General features: G+C 62.4%; 18 protein-coding genes. 6 read left to right on the forward strand and 12 right to left on the reverse strand.

Going from position 1 to position 20,282, the window contains the following annotated elements; genetic code table 11:
• Window positions 1-21 precede the first annotated feature (21 nt).
• The 3 genes from FA94_RS00800 to FA94_RS00810 form a co-directional block, all read right to left on the reverse strand.
• Complete coding sequence (locus FA94_RS00800; protein ID WP_035545949.1) at window positions 22-1,281, reverse strand: VRR-NUC domain-containing protein; 1,260 nt, start codon at window positions 1,279-1,281, stop codon at window positions 22-24.
• Between the two features lie 667 nt (window positions 1,282-1,948).
• Window positions 1,949-3,541 (reverse strand): ABC-F family ATPase, encoded by a 1,593-nt coding sequence (locus FA94_RS00805; RefSeq protein WP_035545951.1) that lies wholly within the window; start codon window positions 3,539-3,541, stop codon window positions 1,949-1,951.
• Window positions 3,542-3,624: 83 nt separating this feature from the next.
• Entirely contained in the window at window positions 3,625-4,611 is a 987-nt protein-coding gene (locus FA94_RS00810; protein ID WP_035545953.1) for an NAD(P)-dependent oxidoreductase, read from the reverse strand.
• Window positions 4,612-4,784: 173 nt separating this feature from the next.
• Between FA94_RS00810 and FA94_RS00815 the strand changes: the two genes are divergently transcribed.
• Window positions 4,785-4,991, forward strand: a complete 207-nt coding sequence (locus FA94_RS00815; protein ID WP_035545955.1) for a dodecin — start codon at window positions 4,785-4,787, stop codon at window positions 4,989-4,991.
• A gap of 201 nt (window positions 4,992-5,192) precedes the next feature.
• On the opposite strand, the gene FA94_RS00820 is transcribed toward FA94_RS00815, so the two are convergent.
• From FA94_RS00820 to FA94_RS00835, 4 genes are all read right to left on the reverse strand, one after another.
• Window positions 5,193-6,287 carry a BMP family ABC transporter substrate-binding protein gene (locus FA94_RS00820; RefSeq protein ID WP_035545957.1) on the reverse strand — a complete coding sequence of 365 codons (1,095 nt, stop codon included), beginning with the start codon at window positions 6,285-6,287 and terminating at the stop codon, window positions 5,193-5,195.
• Window positions 6,288-6,345: 58 nt separating this feature from the next.
• Window positions 6,346-7,275, reverse strand: a complete 930-nt coding sequence (locus tag FA94_RS00825; protein ID WP_035545959.1) for an ABC transporter permease — start codon at window positions 7,273-7,275, stop codon at window positions 6,346-6,348.
• A 40-nt stretch (window positions 7,276-7,315) separates the two neighbouring features.
• Window positions 7,316-8,422 (reverse strand): ABC transporter permease, encoded by a 1,107-nt coding sequence (locus FA94_RS00830; RefSeq protein WP_035545961.1) that lies wholly within the window; start codon window positions 8,420-8,422, stop codon window positions 7,316-7,318.
• Window positions 8,423-8,513: 91 nt separating this feature from the next.
• A complete protein-coding gene (locus FA94_RS00835; RefSeq protein ID WP_035545963.1) occupies window positions 8,514-10,115 on the reverse strand; it encodes an ABC transporter ATP-binding protein in 1,602 nt (533 codons plus the stop codon).
• Between the two features lie 251 nt (window positions 10,116-10,366).
• On the opposite strand from FA94_RS00835, the gene FA94_RS00840 reads away from it, so the two are divergent.
• Complete coding sequence (locus FA94_RS00840; protein ID WP_035545966.1) at window positions 10,367-11,299, forward strand: LysR substrate-binding domain-containing protein; 933 nt, start codon at window positions 10,367-10,369, stop codon at window positions 11,297-11,299.
• A 99-nt stretch (window positions 11,300-11,398) separates the two neighbouring features.
• Here the strand turns inward: FA94_RS00840 and FA94_RS00845 are convergent, their stop codons facing one another.
• The gene (locus tag FA94_RS00845) at window positions 11,399-12,787 is read right to left on the reverse strand and encodes an 8-oxoguanine deaminase (protein WP_035545967.1); all 1,389 of its coding nucleotides are present in this window, start codon (window positions 12,785-12,787) and stop codon (window positions 11,399-11,401) included.
• Between the two features lie 527 nt (window positions 12,788-13,314).
• Between FA94_RS00845 and uraH the strand changes: the two genes are divergently transcribed.
• The 4 genes from uraH to FA94_RS00865 all read left to right on the forward strand — a co-directional run bounded on the left by uraH (window position 13,315) and on the right by FA94_RS00865 (window position 17,078).
• Window positions 13,315-13,668, forward strand: a complete 354-nt coding sequence (gene uraH / locus FA94_RS00850; protein ID WP_035545968.1) for a hydroxyisourate hydrolase — start codon at window positions 13,315-13,317, stop codon at window positions 13,666-13,668.
• Window positions 13,669-14,000: 332 nt separating this feature from the next.
• Window positions 14,001-15,194 carry a urate hydroxylase PuuD gene (locus FA94_RS00855; protein WP_035545969.1) on the forward strand — a complete coding sequence of 398 codons (1,194 nt, stop codon included), beginning with the start codon at window positions 14,001-14,003 and terminating at the stop codon, window positions 15,192-15,194.
• A 274-nt stretch (window positions 15,195-15,468) separates the two neighbouring features.
• Window positions 15,469-15,735, forward strand: coding sequence for a helix-turn-helix domain-containing protein (locus FA94_RS00860; RefSeq protein ID WP_035545971.1), 267 nt, complete (start codon window positions 15,469-15,471; stop codon window positions 15,733-15,735).
• Entirely contained in the window at window positions 15,732-17,078 is a 1,347-nt protein-coding gene (locus FA94_RS00865) for a type II toxin-antitoxin system HipA family toxin (RefSeq protein WP_035545973.1), read from the forward strand. Before FA94_RS00860 ends, FA94_RS00865 begins: the two co-directional genes overlap by 4 nt.
• A gap of 111 nt (window positions 17,079-17,189) precedes the next feature.
• Here the strand turns inward: FA94_RS00865 and FA94_RS00870 are convergent, their stop codons facing one another.
• From FA94_RS00870 to puuE, 4 genes are all read right to left on the reverse strand, one after another.
• Window positions 17,190-17,702, reverse strand: coding sequence for an ureidoglycolate lyase (locus FA94_RS00870; protein ID WP_035545975.1), 513 nt, complete (start codon window positions 17,700-17,702; stop codon window positions 17,190-17,192).
• Window positions 17,699-18,712 carry an allantoicase gene (gene alc / locus FA94_RS00875; RefSeq protein WP_035545977.1) on the reverse strand — a complete coding sequence of 338 codons (1,014 nt, stop codon included), beginning with the start codon at window positions 18,710-18,712 and terminating at the stop codon, window positions 17,699-17,701. Before alc ends, FA94_RS00870 begins: the two co-directional genes overlap by 4 nt.
• 73 nt (window positions 18,713-18,785) lie before the next feature.
• Window positions 18,786-19,307 (reverse strand): 2-oxo-4-hydroxy-4-carboxy-5-ureidoimidazoline decarboxylase, encoded by a 522-nt coding sequence (gene uraD, locus FA94_RS00880; RefSeq protein WP_035545979.1) that lies wholly within the window; start codon window positions 19,305-19,307, stop codon window positions 18,786-18,788.
• Window positions 19,304-20,254 carry an allantoinase PuuE gene (gene puuE / locus FA94_RS00885; protein ID WP_035545981.1) on the reverse strand — a complete coding sequence of 317 codons (951 nt, stop codon included), beginning with the start codon at window positions 20,252-20,254 and terminating at the stop codon, window positions 19,304-19,306. The genes uraD and puuE overlap by 4 nt, the downstream gene beginning before the upstream one ends.
• Between the last annotated feature and the right edge of the window lie 28 nt (window positions 20,255-20,282).

Raw genomic sequence — 20,282 nt, forward strand, 5'->3', positions numbered from 1 at the left:
CAATATTAGCTGTGGCTACGCTCACGCAGCGGCAGCGGATACACCGAGCGCGACAGCCAGCGCCGCGACGACTGCGCCTGAGGCTGTTGCGACAATTGCCGCGAGCGCGAGCAGGATCGCCAACAGGACTTCCGCGAGCACGATGACGACTACGACGCCCGCAACGATGGCTACCACAGCCACCAGCCCCTTGATGAACGACGTGCCGATCTGCGTCCAGTTGACTTGCTTCAGCAGGTCCCACGTCATGTCGGTTGTTCGCGCGATTGCTTCCCAGCCGGCTTTTAATTGCGAAGTTGTGTAACGGTGAATCTCGTTGCCTTTCTCGTCCACCCATCGCCATGTAGCGCTTGATTTATCGACGACCCACTGCCCTGCCGTGAGTGCCCACGGCGCATGCTGCTGCAACCACGCGTGCATTTCAGCCGACAGGAAATCCGCACCGCCATTCAGTGCATCCCACACGGCTGCGACTGTCACTTCGCCGGCTTCTTCGGCCCGTCGAACCCAGGCTTCGTACCATGCGGGCTCCGGAATCGGCTCCCTGCTTCGGATCGGTGCGCGCAGCTGTCGTTCACGTCGCTTCTGTCGCAATTCAGCTTCACGCTGTTCCGGCGACATGGCGAGCGCTCGTACGCGGGCCTTTTCAAGATCGCCGTGACAGTCGCTCACGTCGATCACGGTCATGCGATGCGTGTATTCCCCCGGTGCTCCCGCAATTTTTCGATAGGCATCTTCTTGACTTGAACCCCAACTGTCGCCGGGAAACTTGACTTCAACCAGCCGCAACGAATTATCGATGTGCGGATTGCCTTGATGATCGATTGGGCTGCGTCCCGGCCAACGGTCCGCCGCAGTTCTCACGATGATCACGTCCGGCCGGCGCAAGTAGCCGGGCACCAGCCCTTTCGGGAACGGACTCGTGCTATGGCGACGGCCCGGGCCTTTATCCACACTGGCGCTAAGAAATGGGATAGGGGCATTTTCGCCGTTCGATGCGAAATTCGGCCACATATCAAAGCTGACCTCCACTTTGTACTGCCAGCGGAAATCCGCCAGTTTTTCATCGATACGAATTGCTTCGGTCATCACGATTTGCTTGAGCATTGAGATCGTGTTCGAACCGTCCGGCAGTCTGACGTTGATGATATCCGGGGCCTTCAGTGAATATTCGATCTTCTCCTGCAAATAGCCCTCCGTATCCGGCGGCAACTCGGCATACGTCTTCCTGTCCTCGTTGACTGTCGTGCAGGTCGCGATCGTTTCCATCGTGGCCGACATGTGTCAGCCCTCCAAGTAGTCGTGTTGAACGGATGGTTAACCGCCGCCCGCGCGTTGCCACGCTCGACTTGAGCCGGCTCCGGTTTCACGGCTTATAGCGGCACGTGGTGCTCTGAATCGTCCGTCCGGCAGACGTCTTGAGCGAATACGGCAGACGTGGAGACACAATTGAGCACGTACAGGTAATCACGGCCAATTTGCGCAATTTTACGTATTACGATCGTGCGAAGGCAATCAGACAACTGTGATAATTTGCAAAGGGCAACCCAATTCAATGCGGAACGAATATCGAGGCAATTATTGAATTGCACAGGCATTTAATCTGCCTATTTCGGTGATTAAACGGCCGGCTTTTCAGACGCGCGCAGCATTCGACAATGCGTTTTCTTCGAGACGCTGCGGCTTACGACAGACAGGGAGCGCGAACGAACCGACTCCGGAAATCGGTTGGTGGTGCACGCCGTTCAAGCGCGATGGAGGGCGATATTGGAATGCAAGATATTCACATCAGTGACGACACCAGCAGTTCTTATGCTGACACGATCTCGTCACCGTGCATTGCGCAAGGCAGGCTTGATATTGCGAAGGGAGCGATTGCCCGGCAATCGACATGTCAACCCTTGTCCTAACGGGACAAGGGTCGACATGACCGGACGTTTTAAGACAGTTACTGCACGCCCTGGCTCACCAGGAAGTCTTCATAGTTGCCACCGAAGTCATTCAAGGTGCCATTCGTCTTCACTTCGATGATCCGGTTCGCCAGCCCGCTCACGAACTCACGGTCGTGCGAGACGAAAATCAGCGTGCCTTCGAACTTATCCAGCGCGATCTGCAGCGACTCGATCGACTCCATGTCCATGTGGTTGGTCGGCTCGTCCATCATCAGCACGTTGTGGCGGCCCAGCATCAGCTTGCCCCAGATCATGCGGCCCTTCTCGCCACCCGAGAGCACCTTCACCGACTTGCGGATGTCGTCGGCATTGAACAGCAGCCGGCCGAGCGTGCCGCGCACCATCTGCTCGTCATCGCCTTCCTGACGATAGCCGTCGATCCAGTCCATCAGCGTCAGGTCGTCCGGAAACTCTTCGTACGTATCTTGCGGCATGTAGCCGACATTCGCGTTTTCGGCCCACTTCACCGTGCCGTGATCGAGCGTCAGTTTGCCGAGCAGCGAGCGCAGCAGCGTGGTCTTGCCCGCGCCGTTCTCGCCGATGATCGCGATCCGCTCGCCCGGCTGCACGCTGACGCTGAAGTCGTTGAAAATGGTGCGCTCGTATTTCTTCGAGATCTTCTCCGCCACCACCGCGATGTTATGCAGCTTCTTTTCGTACTCGAAGCGGATGAACGGATTCTGACGCGACGACGGCTTGAATTCCTCGATCTTGATCTTGTCGATCATCTTCATCCGGCTGGTCGCCTGACGCGCCTTCGACTTGTTCGCCGAGAAGCGGCGCACGAAGTCCTGCAGGTCGGCCACGCGTTCCTTCGCCTTCGTGTTGGCATTCTGCTGACGCTCGCGCGCCTGCGTGCTGGCCAGCATGTAATCGTCGTAATTGCCCGGATAGACCTTCAGCGTGCCGAAGTCCATGTCGGCCATGTGCGTGCAGACCTGGTTCAGAAAGTGACGATCGTGCGAGATGATGATCATCGTCGAGTTGTACTGGTTGAGCACGTCTTCCAGCCAACGGATCGAGTTGATGTCCAGGTTGTTGGTCGGCTCGTCCAGCAGCAGCACGTCCGGCTTCGAGAACAGCGCCTGCGCGAGCAGCACGCGCAGTTTCCAGCCCGGCGCCACCTTGCTCATCGGACCGTTGTGGTCCTCGATCGCGATGCCGATGCCGAGCAGCAGTTCACCCGCGCGCGCTTCGGCGGTGTAGCCGTCGTACTCGGAGAACTTCGCTTCGAGTTCGGCCGCGTGCATGTAGTCGTCGTCGGTCGCATCGGGGTTCGCGTAGATCGCGTCGCGCTCGGTCATGGCGGCCCACATTTCGGCGTGGCCCATCATCACGACGTCGAGCACGCGCACGTCTTCGTACGCGAACTGGTCCTGGCGCAATTTACCGAGGCGGATGTTCGGCTCGAGCATTACGTTGCCGGAGCTCGGTTCCAGGTCGGAACCCAGAATCTTCATGAAGGTCGATTTACCGCAGCCGTTCGCACCAATCAGGCCATAGCGGTTCCCTCCCCCGAATTTGACCGAGATATTCTCGAAGAGGGGCTTTGGCCCGAATTGCATGGTGATATTGGCGGTAGACAGCACGGCGCGTCCCTTTGAATGTGATATCGGCGAAAAACCCAATATTTTAGCAGGTTATCGCGAATTCAACCCGCACGCGCGCCGCGTTACTGTCGCTGGACGCCGCGCGGCGTTTGCAACACGTCGATGAAGGCCGACAGATCGGCCTCGCCGAGCCCCATCGCCGCACCCAGCCGCAGCAATTGCTGGACCGTCGACGACACCGGCATCGGCGTGCCGGTCTCGTACGCGGTCGCGGCCACCGTGTCGATATCTTTCTGAAAGGTCCGGAACGCGCCGATCGGCGCGAGCCCGCCTTGCGTCATGCGCGGCACGAAAATCTGCAGCAGCACGGAGTCGGCCCAGCCGCCGGCGAGGCCTTCGGTGAGCTTGGCGGCGTCGATGCCGCTGCGTTGCGCAAGGCTCACGGCTTCGGCGATCGCCGCGAGCGTGGCGGTGACGATGGTCTGGTTGCACAGCTTGGTGGTCTGGCCCGCGCCGACGTCGCCCATGTGGGTGACGCGCGCCGCGTACGCGCTGAGCAGCGGTTTGACCGCTTCTACGTCGGCCTCGGCGCCGCCGGCCATGATGGCCAGCGTGCCGGCGTTCGCGCCGGCCACACCGCCGGAGACGGGGGCGTCGATCCAGCCGATGCGTTCGTGGAGCGCCTGAGTCGACGCGAGCGCCACCGGGGCGTCGCCGGCCGCGCCTGATGACGCGGCCGCCACCGCGCTCTCGCGAGTCGCCGCACCCGCCGCACGCTGCGCGAAAGCGCGCGTCGCGGCCGGCGGAATGCTGGAGTGATCGACGATCCAGCGCACGCGACTCGGCCCGGACGTCTGAACGGCGCTCAACAATCCGTCTGCGCCGAACACCGTCTCTTCCACCGCCGCCGCATCCGCGACACACAGCAGCACCGCCTCACAGCGCGCCGCCAGTTCGCGCGGCGTATCGACCACGTTCGCGCCGTCCGCGATCAATGCTTCGGCCTTGGCCCGCGTGCGATTCCAGACATACACGGTATGTTCCGCGCGCAGCAGATGCCGGATCATCGGCGCGCCCATCAGGCCGGGACCGCAAAAACCAATTTCCACGTTCGAACCTCGTCGGCTGTCAGATTGAGTTGCGCGGACATGATAACGGCCGCGCGAAGCCGCCGGATATCGGGCACGCGATGTGCGATATGACTCGCTCATGCGGGTCGATACGCGCATGACCCGTTGCCTATACTTTTTGAACACCAACGAAGAGAGAAAGGAGGCAGTCCATGTCCGAACACGTCTACAAGCAGATCGAGCTGACCGGCTCATCGACCAAATCGATCGACGACGCCATCAGCACCGCCATCGCCAAAGCGTCGAAGACGCTGCGCCATCTGCACTGGTTCGAAGTCACGGAAACGCGGGGCCAGATCGAGAACGACAAGGTCGCTTACTGGCAGGTGACCATCAAGGTGGGCTTGCGCATCGATTGAGACGCGTGCACGGTGTGTTGATGTAACCCGGGCGTCAAGGCTGAAGCCGATATCACAGGGCAAAAAAAAGCTGCGTCCGTACTGGACGCAGCGCCTTAAAGCAGCGGTTGCTGAGACCGCCGCCTGGTCGATCGAAATACGCTGAAACGCGCGTTGAGACGTGCCATGAAGCGCGCGTTGAAACTCACGTTGAAACGCGGCTTACTTCGGCAGCGTCCCGTCCACGCCTTCCACATACCAGTTCAGGCGTTGCAGTTCCGGATCGGCGAGCGTCTTGCCGGCCGGCACCTTCACCGCGCCGGACTGATCCTTGATCGGACCCGTGAACACGTCCCACTTGCCGCCCGCCAGTTCGTCGCGCTTCGCCGCGACCTGCTTCTGCGCGTCAGCCGAAATCACGCCGGTGTTCAGATCCTCCAGGTTGACGGCTTTCTGCGGAATGCCCCACCACACCGGATCGTTCTTCCACTTGCCGTCCAGCACCTGCTGGATCGCCGCGTTGTAGTACACGCCCCAGTGCGCAACCACCGAGCCGAGATGCGCGTCTGGACCGAACTTCTTCATGTCCGAATCCCAGCCGAACGCATGCACGTGCTTTTCCGATGCGGTCGCGAGCGTCGCGCTCGAATCGGTGTTCTGCAGCAGCACGTCGGCGCCCTGGCCAATCAGCGTTTCAGCCGCCTGCTTTTCCTTGCCCGGATCGAACCAGCTGTTGATCCAGATAACCTTGGTATGCACCTTCGGATTCACCGAACGCGCGCCGAGCGTGTACGCGTTGATGTTGCGGATCACTTCCGGAATCGGCACCGACGCGACGAAGCCCAGCGTGTTGGTCTTCGTCACATAGCCGGCGGCGACGCCCGCCAGATACGCGCCCTGGTACATGCGCACGTCGTAGGTGCCGAAGTTCGGCGCCTTCTTGTAGCCGGTCGCGTGCAGGAACACCGTGTCCGGGAAATCCTTCGCGACCTTCAGTTCGAAATCCTGATAGCCGAAGCTCGAGCCGATGATGATCTTGTTGCCCTTGTTCGCGAGATCGCGGAACACACGCTCGGAGTCGGCCGATTCGGGCACGTTCTCGATGCGGGTGATCTTGATCTTGTTGCCGAACTTCGCTTCCGCTTCCTTCGAGCCCTGGTCGTGCGCGTAGGTCCAGCCGGCGTCGCCCGGATTGCCGAGGTAGACGAACGCGACGCCCGGTACATCGGCGGCCTGCGCGGTTTGCGCGAGCGGTGCGGCGAGCGCCAGCGAGGCCGCGCCCCACGCGAATGCGGTCAGCAGATTTCTTCTCTTCATGTTTTCTCCTGTCGTGTTTATCGAATGATCTGGAAACGGATGGTCGAAACCTGGTCGGTCAGCCTGCCGAGAAAAACGGTTTGCCCAGCGACGCGGGTGCGTTCAGCCGGATCGTGTTCGGATTGCGCGAAATCAGCACCAGCACGACGACGGTCGCGACGTACGGCAGCATCGCGAGAAATTGCGTGGGCACCGGCACGCCGATCGCCTGCGCGTAAAACTGCAGCCCCGTGACGGCGCCGAACAGCAGCGCGCCGATCAGCAGACGGCCCGGGCGCCACGTCGCGAACACGACCAGCGCGAGCGCGATCCAGCCGCGTCCGGAGGTCAGGTTCTCCTGCCACAGGTGCAGATTGACGATCGAGTAATAACCGCCCGCGAGCCCGGCCATGCCGCCGCCGAACGCCACTGCGCCGTAACGCACGCCGACCACCGGAAAACCGACTGAATGCGCGACTTGCGGCGACTCGCCGACCGAGCGCAGCACGAGGCCCGCACGCGTGCGATACAGGAACCAGCCGATCACCGCGAACATCAGGAACGCGAGGTAATCGAGCGGCGTGAGGCTGAATAGCGCGGGGCCGAGCACCGGAATCTTCGAGAGACCGGGAATGGTCCACGTGTCGATGGTCGCGCGCACCGCCGCCGACGTGTACGGCTTGCCGACATACGCCGACAGGCCGATGCCGAAGATCGTCAGCGACAGGCCGGTCGCGACCTGGTTGGCGAGCATGGTGAGCGTGAGGAAGGCGAACAGCAGCGACATCGCGAGCCCGGCGCCGATCGCGGCGAGCACGCCGAGCCACGGGTTGCCGGTGATCGCGGTGACGGCGTAGCCGCTCACGGCGCCCATCAGCATCATGCCTTCCACACCGAGGTTGAGAACGCCCGACTTCTCGGCGACGAGTTCGCCCGCGCCCGCAAACATCAGCGGAATCGCGGCGGTGACGGCGCTCGAGGTGAGCGCGCTGGCTTGGTTGATATCCATGGCAATCCGGCAGGAGTCAGTATCTAGGTCGTGAGCTGATTTAGTGAGCTTGCGCGGCGAGAGATCGGCGGCGCACACGGTAGTTCACGAACAGGTCGGCGCCCAGCAGGCAGAACAGCAACAGCCCCTGGAATACGCCGGAGAGCGCCTGCGGCAATTGCATCGAGGTCTGCACGGCCTCCCCGCCGAGATACAGCAAGGCCATCAACAGACTCGCGAGCACGATGCCGACCGGATGCAGCCGTCCGACGAACACCACGATGATCGCGGTGAAGCCGTAGCCCGGCGACCACGTCGCCTGAAGCTGGCCGATCGGACCGGCGATCTCGCCCATGCCGGCCAGACCCGCGAGGCCGCCGCTGATCAGCAGCGAGGTCCAGATGGTTTTCTTGTCGGAGAAACCGGCGTAGCGCGCGGCGAGCGGCGCGAGACCGCCGACGTTCATCCGGTAGCCCGCGAAGCTCTTGCGCATGAACAGCCACACGAGCGGAATCGCGACCAGCGTGACGAATACCGACGCGTTCAGCCGTGTGCCGCGAAACCATTTCCAGTGCCAGTCGCCGGAGAACGTGGGGAACAGCGCGTCGCCGCTGAACATTTCCGACAGCGGGAAATTCATCCCCTGCGGATCGCGCCACGGACCGCTCACGAGATAGATCAGCAGTTGCGTGGCGACATACGTGAGCATCAGGCTGACGAGAATTTCGTTAGTGTTGAAGCGGCTTTTCAGCAGCGCGGGAATCGCCGCCCACGCCATGCCGCCGAGCACGCCAGCAATCATCATGGTCGGCAGAATCCACCAGCCGGTGGCCTGATCGAAATAGATCGCGACGCCGCTCGCGGCAATACCGCCGAGCAGCATCTGCCCTTCGGCGCCGATGTTCCACACATTGGCGCGATAGCCGATCGCGAGACCGAGGCCGATCAGGCACAACGGCGACGCCTTCAGCAGCAGCTCCGACCAGCCGTTCACGCTGGACAGCGGCTCGATGAAAAACGCGTGCATGGCTTCGAGCGGATCACGGCCGACGAGGCTGAAGATCAGAAAGCCGATCGCGAGCGTGAGCAACGCGGCGATCAGCGGTACGGCGAGCTGCATCGTCCGCGAGGGTGTCGTGCGAGCTTCGAGTCGGTACGGAAGAATCATGGGGTGCGTGTCGTGGTCGTTCAGGTTCTGGTTTTATGGAGCGAACTTTCTGGCGTTGGCTTTGGCGCTAGCGTAGGCATCGCGCTCGCGCTCAGGCATGCGCCGGCTGTTCCGCCGACGGCGCCGCGCCTTCGCGGCCGCCGAACAGGCCCGCCATCCAGCGGCCGATTTCCTCGGCATTGGTCGCGCCGGTGGCGCGCACCGGCGAGAGCCGCCCGCCCGCGAGCACCGCGATGCGGTCGCAGATATCGAACAACTCCTCCAGTTCCTCCGAGATCACCAGAATCGCCACGCCGCGCGCCGACAGATCGAGCAACTGCTGACGAATGAACGCCGCCGCGCCGACGTCGACGCCCCAGGTGGGCTGCGCGACCACCAGTACCTTGGGCGCCTGCAGAATCTCGCGGCCCATGATGTACTTCTGCAGATTGCCGCCCGACAGACTTTGCGCGAGCGCTTCGGCACCGCCGCAACGCACGTCGAACGCGTCGATGCAGCGTTTGGCGAACGCACGCATCGCGCCCGCGTTGATCCAGCCCGACTTCACCATCTGCTGCCGATGCGCGGTGAGCAGCGCGTTTTCCGATAACGTCATGGCCGGCACCGCGCCGCGGCCCAGCCGCTCTTCCGGCACGAAACCGAAACCGAGCGCGCGCCGGCCGCCCGCGCCGAGGCGCCCGGCCGCTTTGCCGCAAATCGTCACCGCGTCGGCGCGCACGCCCCGCTTTTCGCCCGACAGCGCCGACAGCAGTTCCGCCTGACCATTGCCCGACACTCCCGCGACGCCGAAGATCTCGCCGGCATGTACGCCGAACGACACGTTGTCGAGCGAGGTGCCGAACGGGTCGTCGCTCTCCACCGACAGCGTCTTGACGTCGAGCAGCACCGGACCCGGATTGTGTTCACGGCGCGTGTAATCGGGCAGCGAATGACCCACCATCAACTGCGCGAGCGACGCGTGCGTTTCGCCCTTCGGCTTCACATGTCCCGTCACGCGACCGCCGCGCATCACCGTGGCGGTGTCGCACAGCTCCTGGATTTCGTCGAGCTTGTGGCTGATGTAGAGGATGCTGCAACCTTCGGCCGCGAGACGCCTGAGCGTCGCGAACAGCTTGCGGACCGCTTGCGGCGTGAGCACGGAAGTCGGTTCATCCATGATCAGCAGACGCGGATTCTGCAGCAGACAGCGCACAATCTCGACGCGTTGCCGCTCACCCACCGTCAGGCTATGCACGTGACGCTGCGGGTCGATGTCGAGGCCGTAGTCGGCCGAGACTTCGCGAATCCGTTTTGAGAGCGTCTTCAGATCGAAGGGTTCGTCTAACGCGAGCGCAATGTTTTCGCCGACCGTGAGCGTCTCGAACAGCGAAAAATGCTGGAACACCATGCCGATGCCGAGCTTGCGCGCCGCCGCCGGACTGGCGATCTCGACCGCCTGACCTTCCCAGCGAATCTCACCCGCGTCGGGTCGCACCGCGCCGTAGATGATTTTCATCAGCGTGCTTTTGCCGGCGCCGTTTTCGCCGAGCACGGCATGGATTTCACCCGGCGCGACGATCAACGTGACGTCGTCATTGGCTCGCACGGCCGGATACTGTTTGGTGATGCCCTGAAGCATCAACCGGGGCGCCGCCTGTTCCGGCCTGGTTGCCGGCTGCGCGGCGGCGCCGTCGCTATGAAAAGAGTCGCTCATGTGATTCCGTAGTACGTCAGTGACTGCCGGTTACAGCGCGGCCGGCCGCCTTGCCGGCAGACGATCCGTCACCTTAACCGGATGACAATACCTAATTCGACCCACTCAGTCGAGCCATCAAAATTCCCCGCAAACCCACGCCACTGCGCGATCTGCGGGTATCCCTCCCTTGACGTGAACCCGAGTTCATATTAAAACGCATATACCCCCATGCCCGCCTGATCAGCCAGAACATATATTTCGGAGAAGTCATGAGTCAGCAACGCGAGGCGATCGATACGTATCTATTACGCGTCTTGCACACCCTGTTGATGGAACGCAGCGTCACGCGCGCGGCCGTCAAATTGAATCAATCGCAACCTGCCATCAGCGCGGCGCTGCGCCGTTTGCGCGACATCACCGGCGACCCGCTGCTGGTGCGCGGCAAGTCCGGCATGGTGCCGACCGAATACGGTCTGCGCCTGCTCGAACCGGTGCAGAACGCGCTGCGCGAAATCGAACGCATCAAGTTCCAGCAGCACAACTTCGACCCCGCGACCTCGATCCGTTGTTACCGGATCGGCTGCCCGGACTACCTGAACGTGCTGTTCGTGCCGACGGTGGTGGAACGCTTCCGTCAGGCCGCGCCGAACGCGACGCTGGAGTTTCATTCGCTCGGGCCCGCTTTCGACTACGAACTTGCGCTCGAAGACGGCAAGCTCGACACCGTGGTCGGCAACTGGCCGGAACCGCCGGAGCAACTGCACCTGTCGAACCTGTTCGTCGATCAGATCGTCTGCCTGATGAGCAACACGCATCCGTTCGCCAAACGCGGCGGGTTGACGCTCGACCAGTACCTGAATGCACCGCATCTTGCGCCGACTCCGTATTCGGTGGGCCAACGCGGCGCGATCGACGTGCACCTCGCACGCGAACGGCTCAAGCGTCATGTGGTCGTGACCCTGCCGTACTTCAATCTGGCGCCGTACGTGCTGATCAAGTCCGATCTGATCTTCACGACGACGCGCCTGTTTGCCGACTACTACGCCAAGTTCCTGCCGCTCACCGTGGTGCCCGCGCCACTCGATTTCCCGCCGATGCAGTACTACCAGCTGTGGCACGAGCGCGTGCATTATTCCGACGAAGTGCGCTGGTTGCGCAGTCTGGTCGCCGAAGCGACCAGGACCTTGATCGACAAGCCGTAAAGCGTTGTTTGGCGGGTTATCGGCAGCCGTTTGATGGCGGCCGCCGGCAACTCCGCTTTTCTCTTTTCCCTTCTCTTTTCCCTTCTCTTTTCCCTTCTATTACGCCGCTGCCTCGTACAGGGTCTTCGCCAGCCGGTTGTGCTGCTCGATGACCGGCCCGAGTTCCAGCGTCGCCAACTGGCCGTCCTTCACCACCACCTTGCCGCCGATCACGCTATAGCTCACCTGCGACGGCGCGCAGAACACCAGCGCCGCAACCGGGTCATGCAACGCACCGGCAAACAGCGGCTGCTTCAGATCGAACGACACGAAGTCCGCCGCCATGCCCGGCGCCAACGCGCCGATGTCGTCGCGATTGAGCACCTTCGCGCCGCCCAGCGTGGCGATTTCCAGCGCTTCGCGCGCGGTCATCGCATCCGGTCCGAAGCCGACCCGCTGCAACAGCAACGCCTGACGCACCTCCGCGATCATCTGCGCGCCGTCGTTCGACGCCGAACCGTCGACGCCGAGACCCACCGGCACGCCCGCGAGACGCATCCGCTTGATCGGCGCGATGCCCGACGCGAGCCGCATGTTCGAGCACGGGCAATGCGCGACGCCGGTGCCAGTCCGCGCGAACAGTTCGATGCCCGCATCGTCGAGTTGCACGCAGTGCGCATGCCACACGTCGTGACCGACCCAGCCGAGGTCTTCGGCATACTCCGCCGGCGTCATGCCGAACTTCTCGCGGCTATACGCGATGTCGTTGACGTTCTCCGCCAGGTGCGTATGCATCGACACGCCGTAGTGGCGCGCCATCACCGCCGACTCGCGCATCAGATCGCGGCTCACCGAGAACGGCGAACACGGCGCGACCACCACGCGCAGCATCGCGTAACGCCCTTCGTCGTGATACGTCTCGATCAGGCGCTGCGTGTCCTTCAGAATGTCCGCTTCACGTTCGACCACCGAATCCGGCGGCAGACCGCCGTCCTTCTGCCCCACGCTCATGCTGCCGCGCGCCGCGTGAAAACGCATGCCGATCCGGCGCGCCGCGACGATACTGTCGTCGAGACGGCTGCCGTTCGGGTAGATATACAAATGGTCGCTCGAGGTCGTGCAACCGGACAGCAACAGCTCGGCCATGGCCGTCAGCGTCGAGACTTCGATCATCTCCGGCGTGAGGTTCGCCCACACCTTGTAGAGGTTCGTCAGCCAGCCGAACAGCTCGGCGTTCTGCGCGGCGGGAATCGCCCGCGTCAAACTCTGATACATGTGATGGTGCGTGTTCACGAGCCCCGGGATCACCAGATGCCCACGCATGTCCAGCACTTCGTCGGCCGTTTGCGGCAGCTCCGCCGTCGGTCCGACCGCGACGATGCGGTTGTCCTCGATATACAGGCCGCCGTCGCGCAGTTCGCGCCGGGCGCCGTCCATCGTGACCAGCACGTCCGCGTGCTTCACCAGCATCGTTTTCTTCGGCTTGCCAGCCGTCTGTTCCATCGTCATTCGTTTCTCCGCTTTAATGCTTCCGTGCAAAGTCGTCCGAACGCGATGTGACGGCACGCTACCGTGCCGTCGCGTCCCGTCGAACGCCGTTGGCCCGGTTACCCAGCGTATTACGCCGTCTTCGGGTTGTGTGCCGCGCTCGAGCCGCCTTCGGCCCGGGTCTGTTGCAGCGCACGGGTGTAACCTTCGACGGCCAAAATAATGCTGACAACTCACGCCAAAGCGATACCCAAGTTCAGGCTGTCGATATAGTGGGCCTTTTTTGGCCCCGGTACGATCGAAACGACCGGCAACAATCGACCGAATCGACTCGCCGTGGCTTTCAGCAGGCTGTCTGTCATGCGCCAGGTATTATCTTTCCTATCTCGGGCGCGCTGAGCGGAACAACCTTTTTACAATGGCTGCCACGGCGCTCGCTTCAATTCGCCGACGGGTATGTAGCCACTGACGTGGAGCCTCGATCCGCCGCAAACGTATCTGGATCGGGCTGCCGCCGAAACCTCGCATTCACATAAGGAAAATTGCGAATGGGAAAGCTCACTACCCATGTGCTCGACACCGCGAACGGCCGTCCCGGCGCGGGCATCAAGGTCGAACTCTTCGCGCTCTCAGGCGACACCCGCCGCGCGCTCAAAACCACCACCACCAATGACGACGGCCGCTGCGACAAGCCGCTGCTCGAGGGCGACGCGCTAGTCCCGGGCGAATACGAACTCGTGTTCGGCGCCGGCGATTACTTCGCGTCGATCGGCACGAAGGTGCCGGAGCCGCGTTTCGTCGATCGTGTCGTGTTGCGCTTCGGCGTGGCCGATGCCGGCGCGCACTATCACGTGCCGCTGCTGGTGTCGCCGTGGTCGTACAGCACGTATCGGGGCAGCTAAGGAACGTCTGCCGCGAGACCCGGAGGAGACCCGGTCGAGATCGCGCCCTGACGTTCACGCTCGATTGCATTGCGCAGATGCCTGCCGGGATGCCGGAACGGATCTCACCGCAAGCACCCGCGAAACGCAATCGAAGAACGCTGACGGCTCGACCGGCCTGATCCGATCCGACACGAAGACACATTAAAAACGACGCTGTGCGAACTGAGCGCATCGCGTCTTTCACCCCGCAGTCTGCGCAGTGACGTCATTTCCGCCGACGACCCGATAGCCGGGTCCCCGAAGGCGCCCGTCGTCGTTGCGCGTACAACGAATCAGAAGTGGAGGAGTTCATGGAAGGATTTATCACCGACTGGTTGAATCTGGCGATTCGCTGGTTTCACGTCATCGCCGCGATCGCCTGGATCGGCGAGTCGTTCTATTTCGTCGCACTCGACAACAGTCTGAAACCGCCAACCGACCCGAACCAGCGCAAGCGCGGTGTGTTCGGCGAGCTGTGGCACGTGCATGGCGGCGGCTTCTACAACATGCAGAAGTACACCGTCGCGCCGCCGGAAATGCCGGAAGATCTGCACTGGTCGAAGTGGCCGTCGTACACGACGTGGCTGTCGGGCTTCGGTCTGTTCACCGTGCTGTATCTGTTCTCGCCGTCCACGTATCTGATCGACAAGAACGTGATGGACATGGGCCCGGTGGTCGCCGTGGCGTCGGCACTCGGCTTCCTCGCCGCCGGCTGGATCGTCTACGACTCGCTGTGCCGCATTCTGGGCAATAAAGACAAGGTGCTGGGCATCTGCGTCGGCGTGTACGTGCTGATCGCGGCATGGCTCGCTTGCCACATCTTCGCGGGCCGCGCGGCGTACCTGATCATGGGTGCGATGCTGGCGACGATCATGTCGGCGAACGTGTTCTTCGTGATCATTCCGGGTCAGCGCAAGATGGTCGACGCGATGCTCAAGGGCGACACGCCGAACCCGATCTACGGCAAGCGCGGCAAGCAGCGTTCGGTGCACAACACGTATTTCACGCTGCCGGTGGTGTTCGCGATGCTGTCGAACCACTACGCGATGACGTACACGCATCCGTACAACTGGGCCGTGCTGCTGATCATCATGCTGGCCGGTGCGCTGATTCGCCAGTTCTTCGTGATGCGTCACCGTGGCCAGGTGCTGTGGTATCTGCCGCTGGTCGGCATCGTGCTGATGTTCTGCGCCCTCTTCTGGACCATGCCGAAGCCGGTCGTGCCGCAAGCGCAAGCCGCGAACGCACCGACCGTGAAGATCGCCGACATCGCGCCGGTGTTGCAGCAACGCTGCGTGGCGTGCCACTCCGCGCATCCGACGATGATGGGCAGCGCGCCGGCCGGCGTGCTGCTGGATACGCCGGATGAAATCTCGCAGAACGCACAGCGGATTTATCAGCAGGCGGTGACGTTGAAGGCAATGCCGCTCGGCAACGTGACGCACATGACCGACGACGAGCGGATGAAGATCGCCGCGTGGTTCGAAGGCGGCGCTGCGAAGTAATGAGTTTGGCCGGGCTTCGCGCCCGGTGTGCAGCTGGTTGGCTGGACAGGAAGCGGGCTTTTCGCGTGAGCGGAAAGCCCGCTTTTTTTCGTTTCCGGCAGGCAGGAAATTGTTGAAGCGTCGACAGCGCGCCTGAAAATGTGTCCCACAGGCTACAAAATATAGATATTCTAACAATTTGTAGCCCAAAGGCAACAAGCCATATCAAACACGTTGTGTCCCATGAGCTACAATAAATGCTAAATCTGGAGAAAGTGACGCCCCAAGGCTACAAATGACTAATCTCGCCGACGTATCCGACATGCTCAAGGCCGTGCGCCATGAAAGCAGTCTCTCGCAGAAGGAACTGGCACACCGCGCGGGCGTTGCACGCACCACGGTCGCCCGTATGGAAACGCTCGCCAAAAACGATATGAGCGTCTCCGTGCTCGTGCGCCTGCTCGAAGCGGCGGGCTACGACCTCAAGTTCGTGGCGCATGGGCATGGGCGCACGCTTGAAGACATCCTCGCCGAGCAACGCTCGCCGGACGCGAATCCATGAAGCTCGACGTTCAGGTATTGGGCAAGCACGTCGCCACGCTCTATCGCGAGCGCGACGACTACGTTCTCAAGTACGACCGCGACGCGAACGCGACCGACTTCGTCAGCCTGACCATGCCGGTGCGCGAAGAAGCCTGGCGCTGGCCGCGCGATCTGCATCCGTTCTTCCGGCAGAACCTGCCCGAGGGCTATCTGCTGAATCTGATCCGCGAGCAATTCGGTCCGCTGCTCGACGGCACCGATCTGTCGCTGCTGGCCGTGGTCGGCGCCATGGGCATTGGCCGCGTCACCGTGACACCCGAAGGTGTCGCGCCGGGCACCGATCTGCAAGCGCTCGACGTCCAGCACATTCTCCACGGCGACAACACCGCCGGGCATTTCGCGCGACTCGTGCGCGACTATGCGCGCGCGGCCATCTCGGGTGCCGTGCCGAAGTTCATCGCTCCTCAGGACGCCGTCAGCGTGTCCACGCCAATGACGCTCGGCAAACCGACTATTCGCACGAGCCGCCACATCGTCAAAGGTTCGGACGACAGCACGCCGTTTCTCGGCTTCAACGAGTTCTACTCGATGCGCGTGCTGGACCGACTCGGCGTCGCGCCCGTTGCACGCACGCAGATGTCGGACGATGGCCGCGCGCTGATCGTCGAGCGCTTCGATGTCGACGCGCAGGGACTGCCCGCCTATGGTGTCGAAGATCTGTGTGGACTGTTGGGCCTGCCGCCGCATGAGAAATACAACTCGACCAGCGAAAAACTGCTCAACGCCGCGCGAGCGTATCTGCTCGATCGCGACACCTCGCGACAGCAACTCGAACATCTAGGCTGGCATCTGTTGACGAACTACGTGGTGCGCAACGCCGACTGCCATACCAAGAACATCGCGCTCTTCTATACCTCGGTCGACGACGTTGCCTTCACGCCGGTCTACGACATCGTCACCACGCAGGCTTATCCGCGCTTCGCAGCCAATCCGCCGGGCTTGCCGATCGACGGTCGCAAGACCTGGGCGGCCGGCAAAACGCTGGAGCGTTTTTTCAGCACGCGCATGGGCATCGCGCCGCGGCAATACGCGCAAATGGTCGAAGCGTTGTGCGACTCGGCGGTGAGCGTCGGCTATGAATTGATCGACGCGGCGCGTAACGAAACGCAGTGGCATAACGTGGCGAAACAGATGCTGCATGCGTGGGACGACGGAATGTCCTCCTTGCGCTCGCCGAAGAAGAGCCTGCAATTCAAAGGGCTCAAACCCGCGATCGACGCAGCGGGGTTTTCCGCACCGGAGCCGGCGCAACGGGCGCGTGAAGTGATCGGACGTTCACCGCTTCTCGGCGAGCGTCATTAGGCGGCTGAAAGGCTGCCGCCAATGCAAAAAGCCCACGGCGTACACCGTGGGCTTTTTGCACATCGAGTTGCCTGTCGCAACACTCAGGCAACATTCAGGCAGCCATCAACCTCAAACCGCCACCGCGCTCAACGCATCTTCCGTGAGCCACAGCGATTCGGCCAGATCCTGCTCATTGAGGTTGAGCCCATCCCCACCGCGATCGACCACGATAAAGTCACTCACGTCGCCCAAAGCGATCAGCGGATGGTGCCATACGCCTTTCGCGTAGTTGACACCCTGCCAGCCGCTCGTCACGAACGCGCGAATCGCCGACTCGTCCAGCTCGCCCGCCGGCGCCACCACGACCAGATACGGCTTGTCGTTGAGCGGCACGAAGGCCTGGCTACCCAGCGGATGACGTTCGAGCATCTTCACTTCGAACGGCAGCGTGCGCGGCTGGCCGCGAAACAGGTTCACGAGCGTGCGGCCGTTCTCGTCGGTCACGTCTACTTTCGCGAGATCGTGAAAGCGGATCGTCGTACCGAGGTTGATCGGAATCTGCTTCGCGCCTTCGAGTTCGATCACGTCGCCGAACGCGGCGAACGCTTCTTTCGTCAACGGTTCGATCGCGAGTGTTTTCATGATGCGAGCGTGCCCCACAGACGCAGACGCGAGACGCCGCCGTCCGGAATGATGTTGAAGCGCACGTGCGTCACCGGACCCAGCGCCGCGATTTCGCTTTCGAAGTAATGCTGGTTGTCCATCTTCAGCTTCTGTTCGCCCAGCAATACCGGCCAGAACATGGCTTGCGTGATCAGCGAGCTGTCGGTGCCGCCCGTCACGTACGCGGCCTGGATCGAGCAGCGATCCGGATAGTTACCCTTGAAGTGCGCCGTGTCGACTTCGATCTTCCTGATGACGCCCGGTTGCGCCAGCGCGACGATCGCCCAGTCGTTGCCCGGCTCGCGACGGCGGCGCGTTTCCCAACCGTCGCCCATGTTCACGCCACGGCCCGGCATCAGGATCGTCGATGCAGCGCCGAAGTGCTGGTTATTCGCCGCGACCAGGTACGCGCCGTTTTCCATCGCGGCCAGGTCGAACTGATCGGTGCGGCTCGCGCCGGCCCAATCCACTTGCGGCTGACCGTACACCCGCAGACGCGCGATCCCGCCGTCCGGATAGATGTTGACGCGCAAATGCGTGTACGCGTTCGTATCGCTGACTTCGTGATAGTGGTGGCTATTGCCTTGCAACGAGGTCGACGGAACGATCTCGGTCCATTGGGTCGACTGGTTCGGCACGCCGTCCACCACGCGCGCGGCTTCCACCGAAGCGGCCGGCGGGAAGTTGCCGGTGAAGTGGCTGGTGTCGAGGTCGAGACCCTTGATCACGCCCGGACGCGCCAGCTTCACGACGCACCAGTCGTAGCCGTTCGCGCGCTTGCGGCGGGTTTCCCAGCCGTCCATCCACTTGCCGTGGTCGTCGTACTTGCCCGGAATGAAAACGGCCGGCTCCGGATTCAGCATGCGTTCCTTCGGCGCGAAGAAATCGTCGCTGGTCTCGAGCGCCTGTGCGCCCAGACGCGGGTCCGCCAGATTCACATAACGGCGCGTGAATTCCGGTGCATTGGGGTCGAGAATCGGGAGTGCCATCTTTGTCTTCCTTAATGTTTGTTAGTGCTGAAAAAACGCTTCGGATCGGGGTCCGCGACGCGTGAATGAAGCGTCACGCGTCGATCAGGTCGTCGAGCCGGAAACGTGCGATGCGGTAGATCTGATCGAGGCTCGCGCGCAATTCGTCGGCGCGGCTGTTGTTCACGCGCGCCTCGAAGTTCGCGATGATGCCGTGGCGGTCGAAGCCGCGCACCGCGAGGATGAACGGAAAACCGAACTTCTCGCGATAGGCGCCGTTCAGTGCGACCAGTTTGTCGAACTCTTCCTGGGTGCACTGCGCGAGGCCCGCGCCGCTCTGCTCACGCGTGGATTCGGCGGTCAGCTCACCGCGTACCGCGGCTTTGCCGGCGAGCTCCGGGTGGGCGTTGATCAGCGCCAGTTGTTTCTCTTCGCCCGCGTTCTCGACGAGCGACGACATCTTGCGGTGCAACTCGTCGATGCTGGCGAACGGCCGTTGCTGCGCGGCGAGTTCCGCGACCCACGGCGAGTGCTCGAAAATACCGGACAGCGCTGCGACGAACGCGTCGGTCGAGGTGCTGTTGAGTTGGTCCAGAGTGTATTGCATCGCCTTCATGCCGCAGCCCCGCGGTTGTTTTGTTGGTAAGGGTGATGTTCGCGCCAGTGGCGCGCTATATCGACGCGCCGCGTCACCCACACGCGATCGTGCTGTTCGATGTGATCGAGAAACTTTTGCAGTGCGCGGAACCGCCCAGGGCGTCCGAGCAGACGGCAGTGCATGCCGATCGACAGCATCTTCGGCGCTTCGTCGCCCTCTTCGTACAGCACGTCGAATGCGTCGCGCAGATAGGTGAAGAAGTGGTCCGCCGTGTTGAAGCCTTGCGGGCTCGCGAAGCGCATGTCGTTAGTGTCGAGCGTGTACGGCAGGATCAGTTGCGGCACCTTCGCGCCGCCCGTGACTTCGACGTCCATCCAGAACGGCAGGTCGTCGCCGTAATTGTCCGAGTCGTACAGGAAGCCGCCGTGTTCGGCCACCAGACGATGCGTGTTCGGGCTGTCGCGCCCGGTGTACCAGCCGAGCGGACGCTCGCCGGTCACGCGTTCGATCGCTTCCATGCCGAGGCGCATGTGCTCCGCCTCTTTCTCCGGCGCCATGTCCTGGTAGTGAATCCAGCGATAGCCGTGGCAGGCGATCTCATGGCCGAGTTCGACGAACGCGCGCGCCACTTCCGGATTGCGTTCGATCGCCATGCCGACGCCGAACACCGTGAGCGGCAGGCCGCGCTTTTCGAATTCGCGCAGAATCCGCCAGACGCCCGCGCGCGAGCCGTATTCGTAGATCGACTCCATGCTCATGTGACGCGCCGGGTATGCCGCGGCGCCGACGATCTCCGACAGAAACTGCTCCGATCCGGGGTCTCCGTGCAAGACGCAGTTTTCACCGCCTTCTTCGTAATTCAGAACGAATTGCACCGCGACACGCGCCTGACCCGGCCAGTTGGCCTGCACCGGGTGGCGGCCGTAGCCGATCAGATCGCGTGGGTAGTTCGGGTCGAGTGGCATGGTTTGACGAATGCGTGGTGACGGTACG

The sequence above is a fragment of the Burkholderia sp. 9120 genome, assembly GCF_000745015.1.
Lineage (GTDB): Bacteria > Pseudomonadota > Gammaproteobacteria > Burkholderiales > Burkholderiaceae > Paraburkholderia.

Coding starts and splice junctions, on each gene's coding strand:
- FA94_RS00800 (WP_035545949.1), bottom strand. CDS start 1,281: ATGTCGGCCACGATGGAAACGATCGCGACCTGCACGACAGTCAACGAG.
- FA94_RS00815 (WP_035545955.1), top strand. CDS start 4,785: ATGTCCGAACACGTCTACAAGCAGATCGAGCTGACCGGCTCATCGACC.
- FA94_RS00820 (WP_035545957.1), bottom strand. CDS start 6,287: ATGAAGAGAAGAAATCTGCTGACCGCATTCGCGTGGGGCGCGGCCTCG.
- FA94_RS00825 (WP_035545959.1), bottom strand. CDS start 7,275: ATGGATATCAACCAAGCCAGCGCGCTCACCTCGAGCGCCGTCACCGCC.
- FA94_RS00830 (WP_035545961.1), bottom strand. CDS start 8,422: ATGATTCTTCCGTACCGACTCGAAGCTCGCACGACACCCTCGCGGACG.
- FA94_RS00835 (WP_035545963.1), bottom strand. CDS start 10,115: ATGAGCGACTCTTTTCATAGCGACGGCGCCGCCGCGCAGCCGGCAACC.
- FA94_RS00840 (WP_035545966.1), top strand. CDS start 10,367: ATGAGTCAGCAACGCGAGGCGATCGATACGTATCTATTACGCGTCTTG.
- FA94_RS00845 (WP_035545967.1), bottom strand. CDS start 12,787: ATGACGATGGAACAGACGGCTGGCAAGCCGAAGAAAACGATGCTGGTG.
- uraH (WP_035545968.1), top strand. CDS start 13,315: ATGGGAAAGCTCACTACCCATGTGCTCGACACCGCGAACGGCCGTCCC.
- FA94_RS00855 (WP_035545969.1), top strand. CDS start 14,001: ATGGAAGGATTTATCACCGACTGGTTGAATCTGGCGATTCGCTGGTTT.
- FA94_RS00860 (WP_035545971.1), top strand. CDS start 15,469: ATGACTAATCTCGCCGACGTATCCGACATGCTCAAGGCCGTGCGCCAT.
- FA94_RS00865 (WP_035545973.1), top strand. CDS start 15,732: ATGAAGCTCGACGTTCAGGTATTGGGCAAGCACGTCGCCACGCTCTAT.
- FA94_RS00870 (WP_035545975.1), bottom strand. CDS start 17,702: ATGAAAACACTCGCGATCGAACCGTTGACGAAAGAAGCGTTCGCCGCG.
- alc (WP_035545977.1), bottom strand. CDS start 18,712: ATGGCACTCCCGATTCTCGACCCCAATGCACCGGAATTCACGCGCCGT.
- uraD (WP_035545979.1), bottom strand. CDS start 19,307: ATGAAGGCGATGCAATACACTCTGGACCAACTCAACAGCACCTCGACC.
- puuE (WP_035545981.1), bottom strand. CDS start 20,254: ATGCCACTCGACCCGAACTACCCACGCGATCTGATCGGCTACGGCCGC.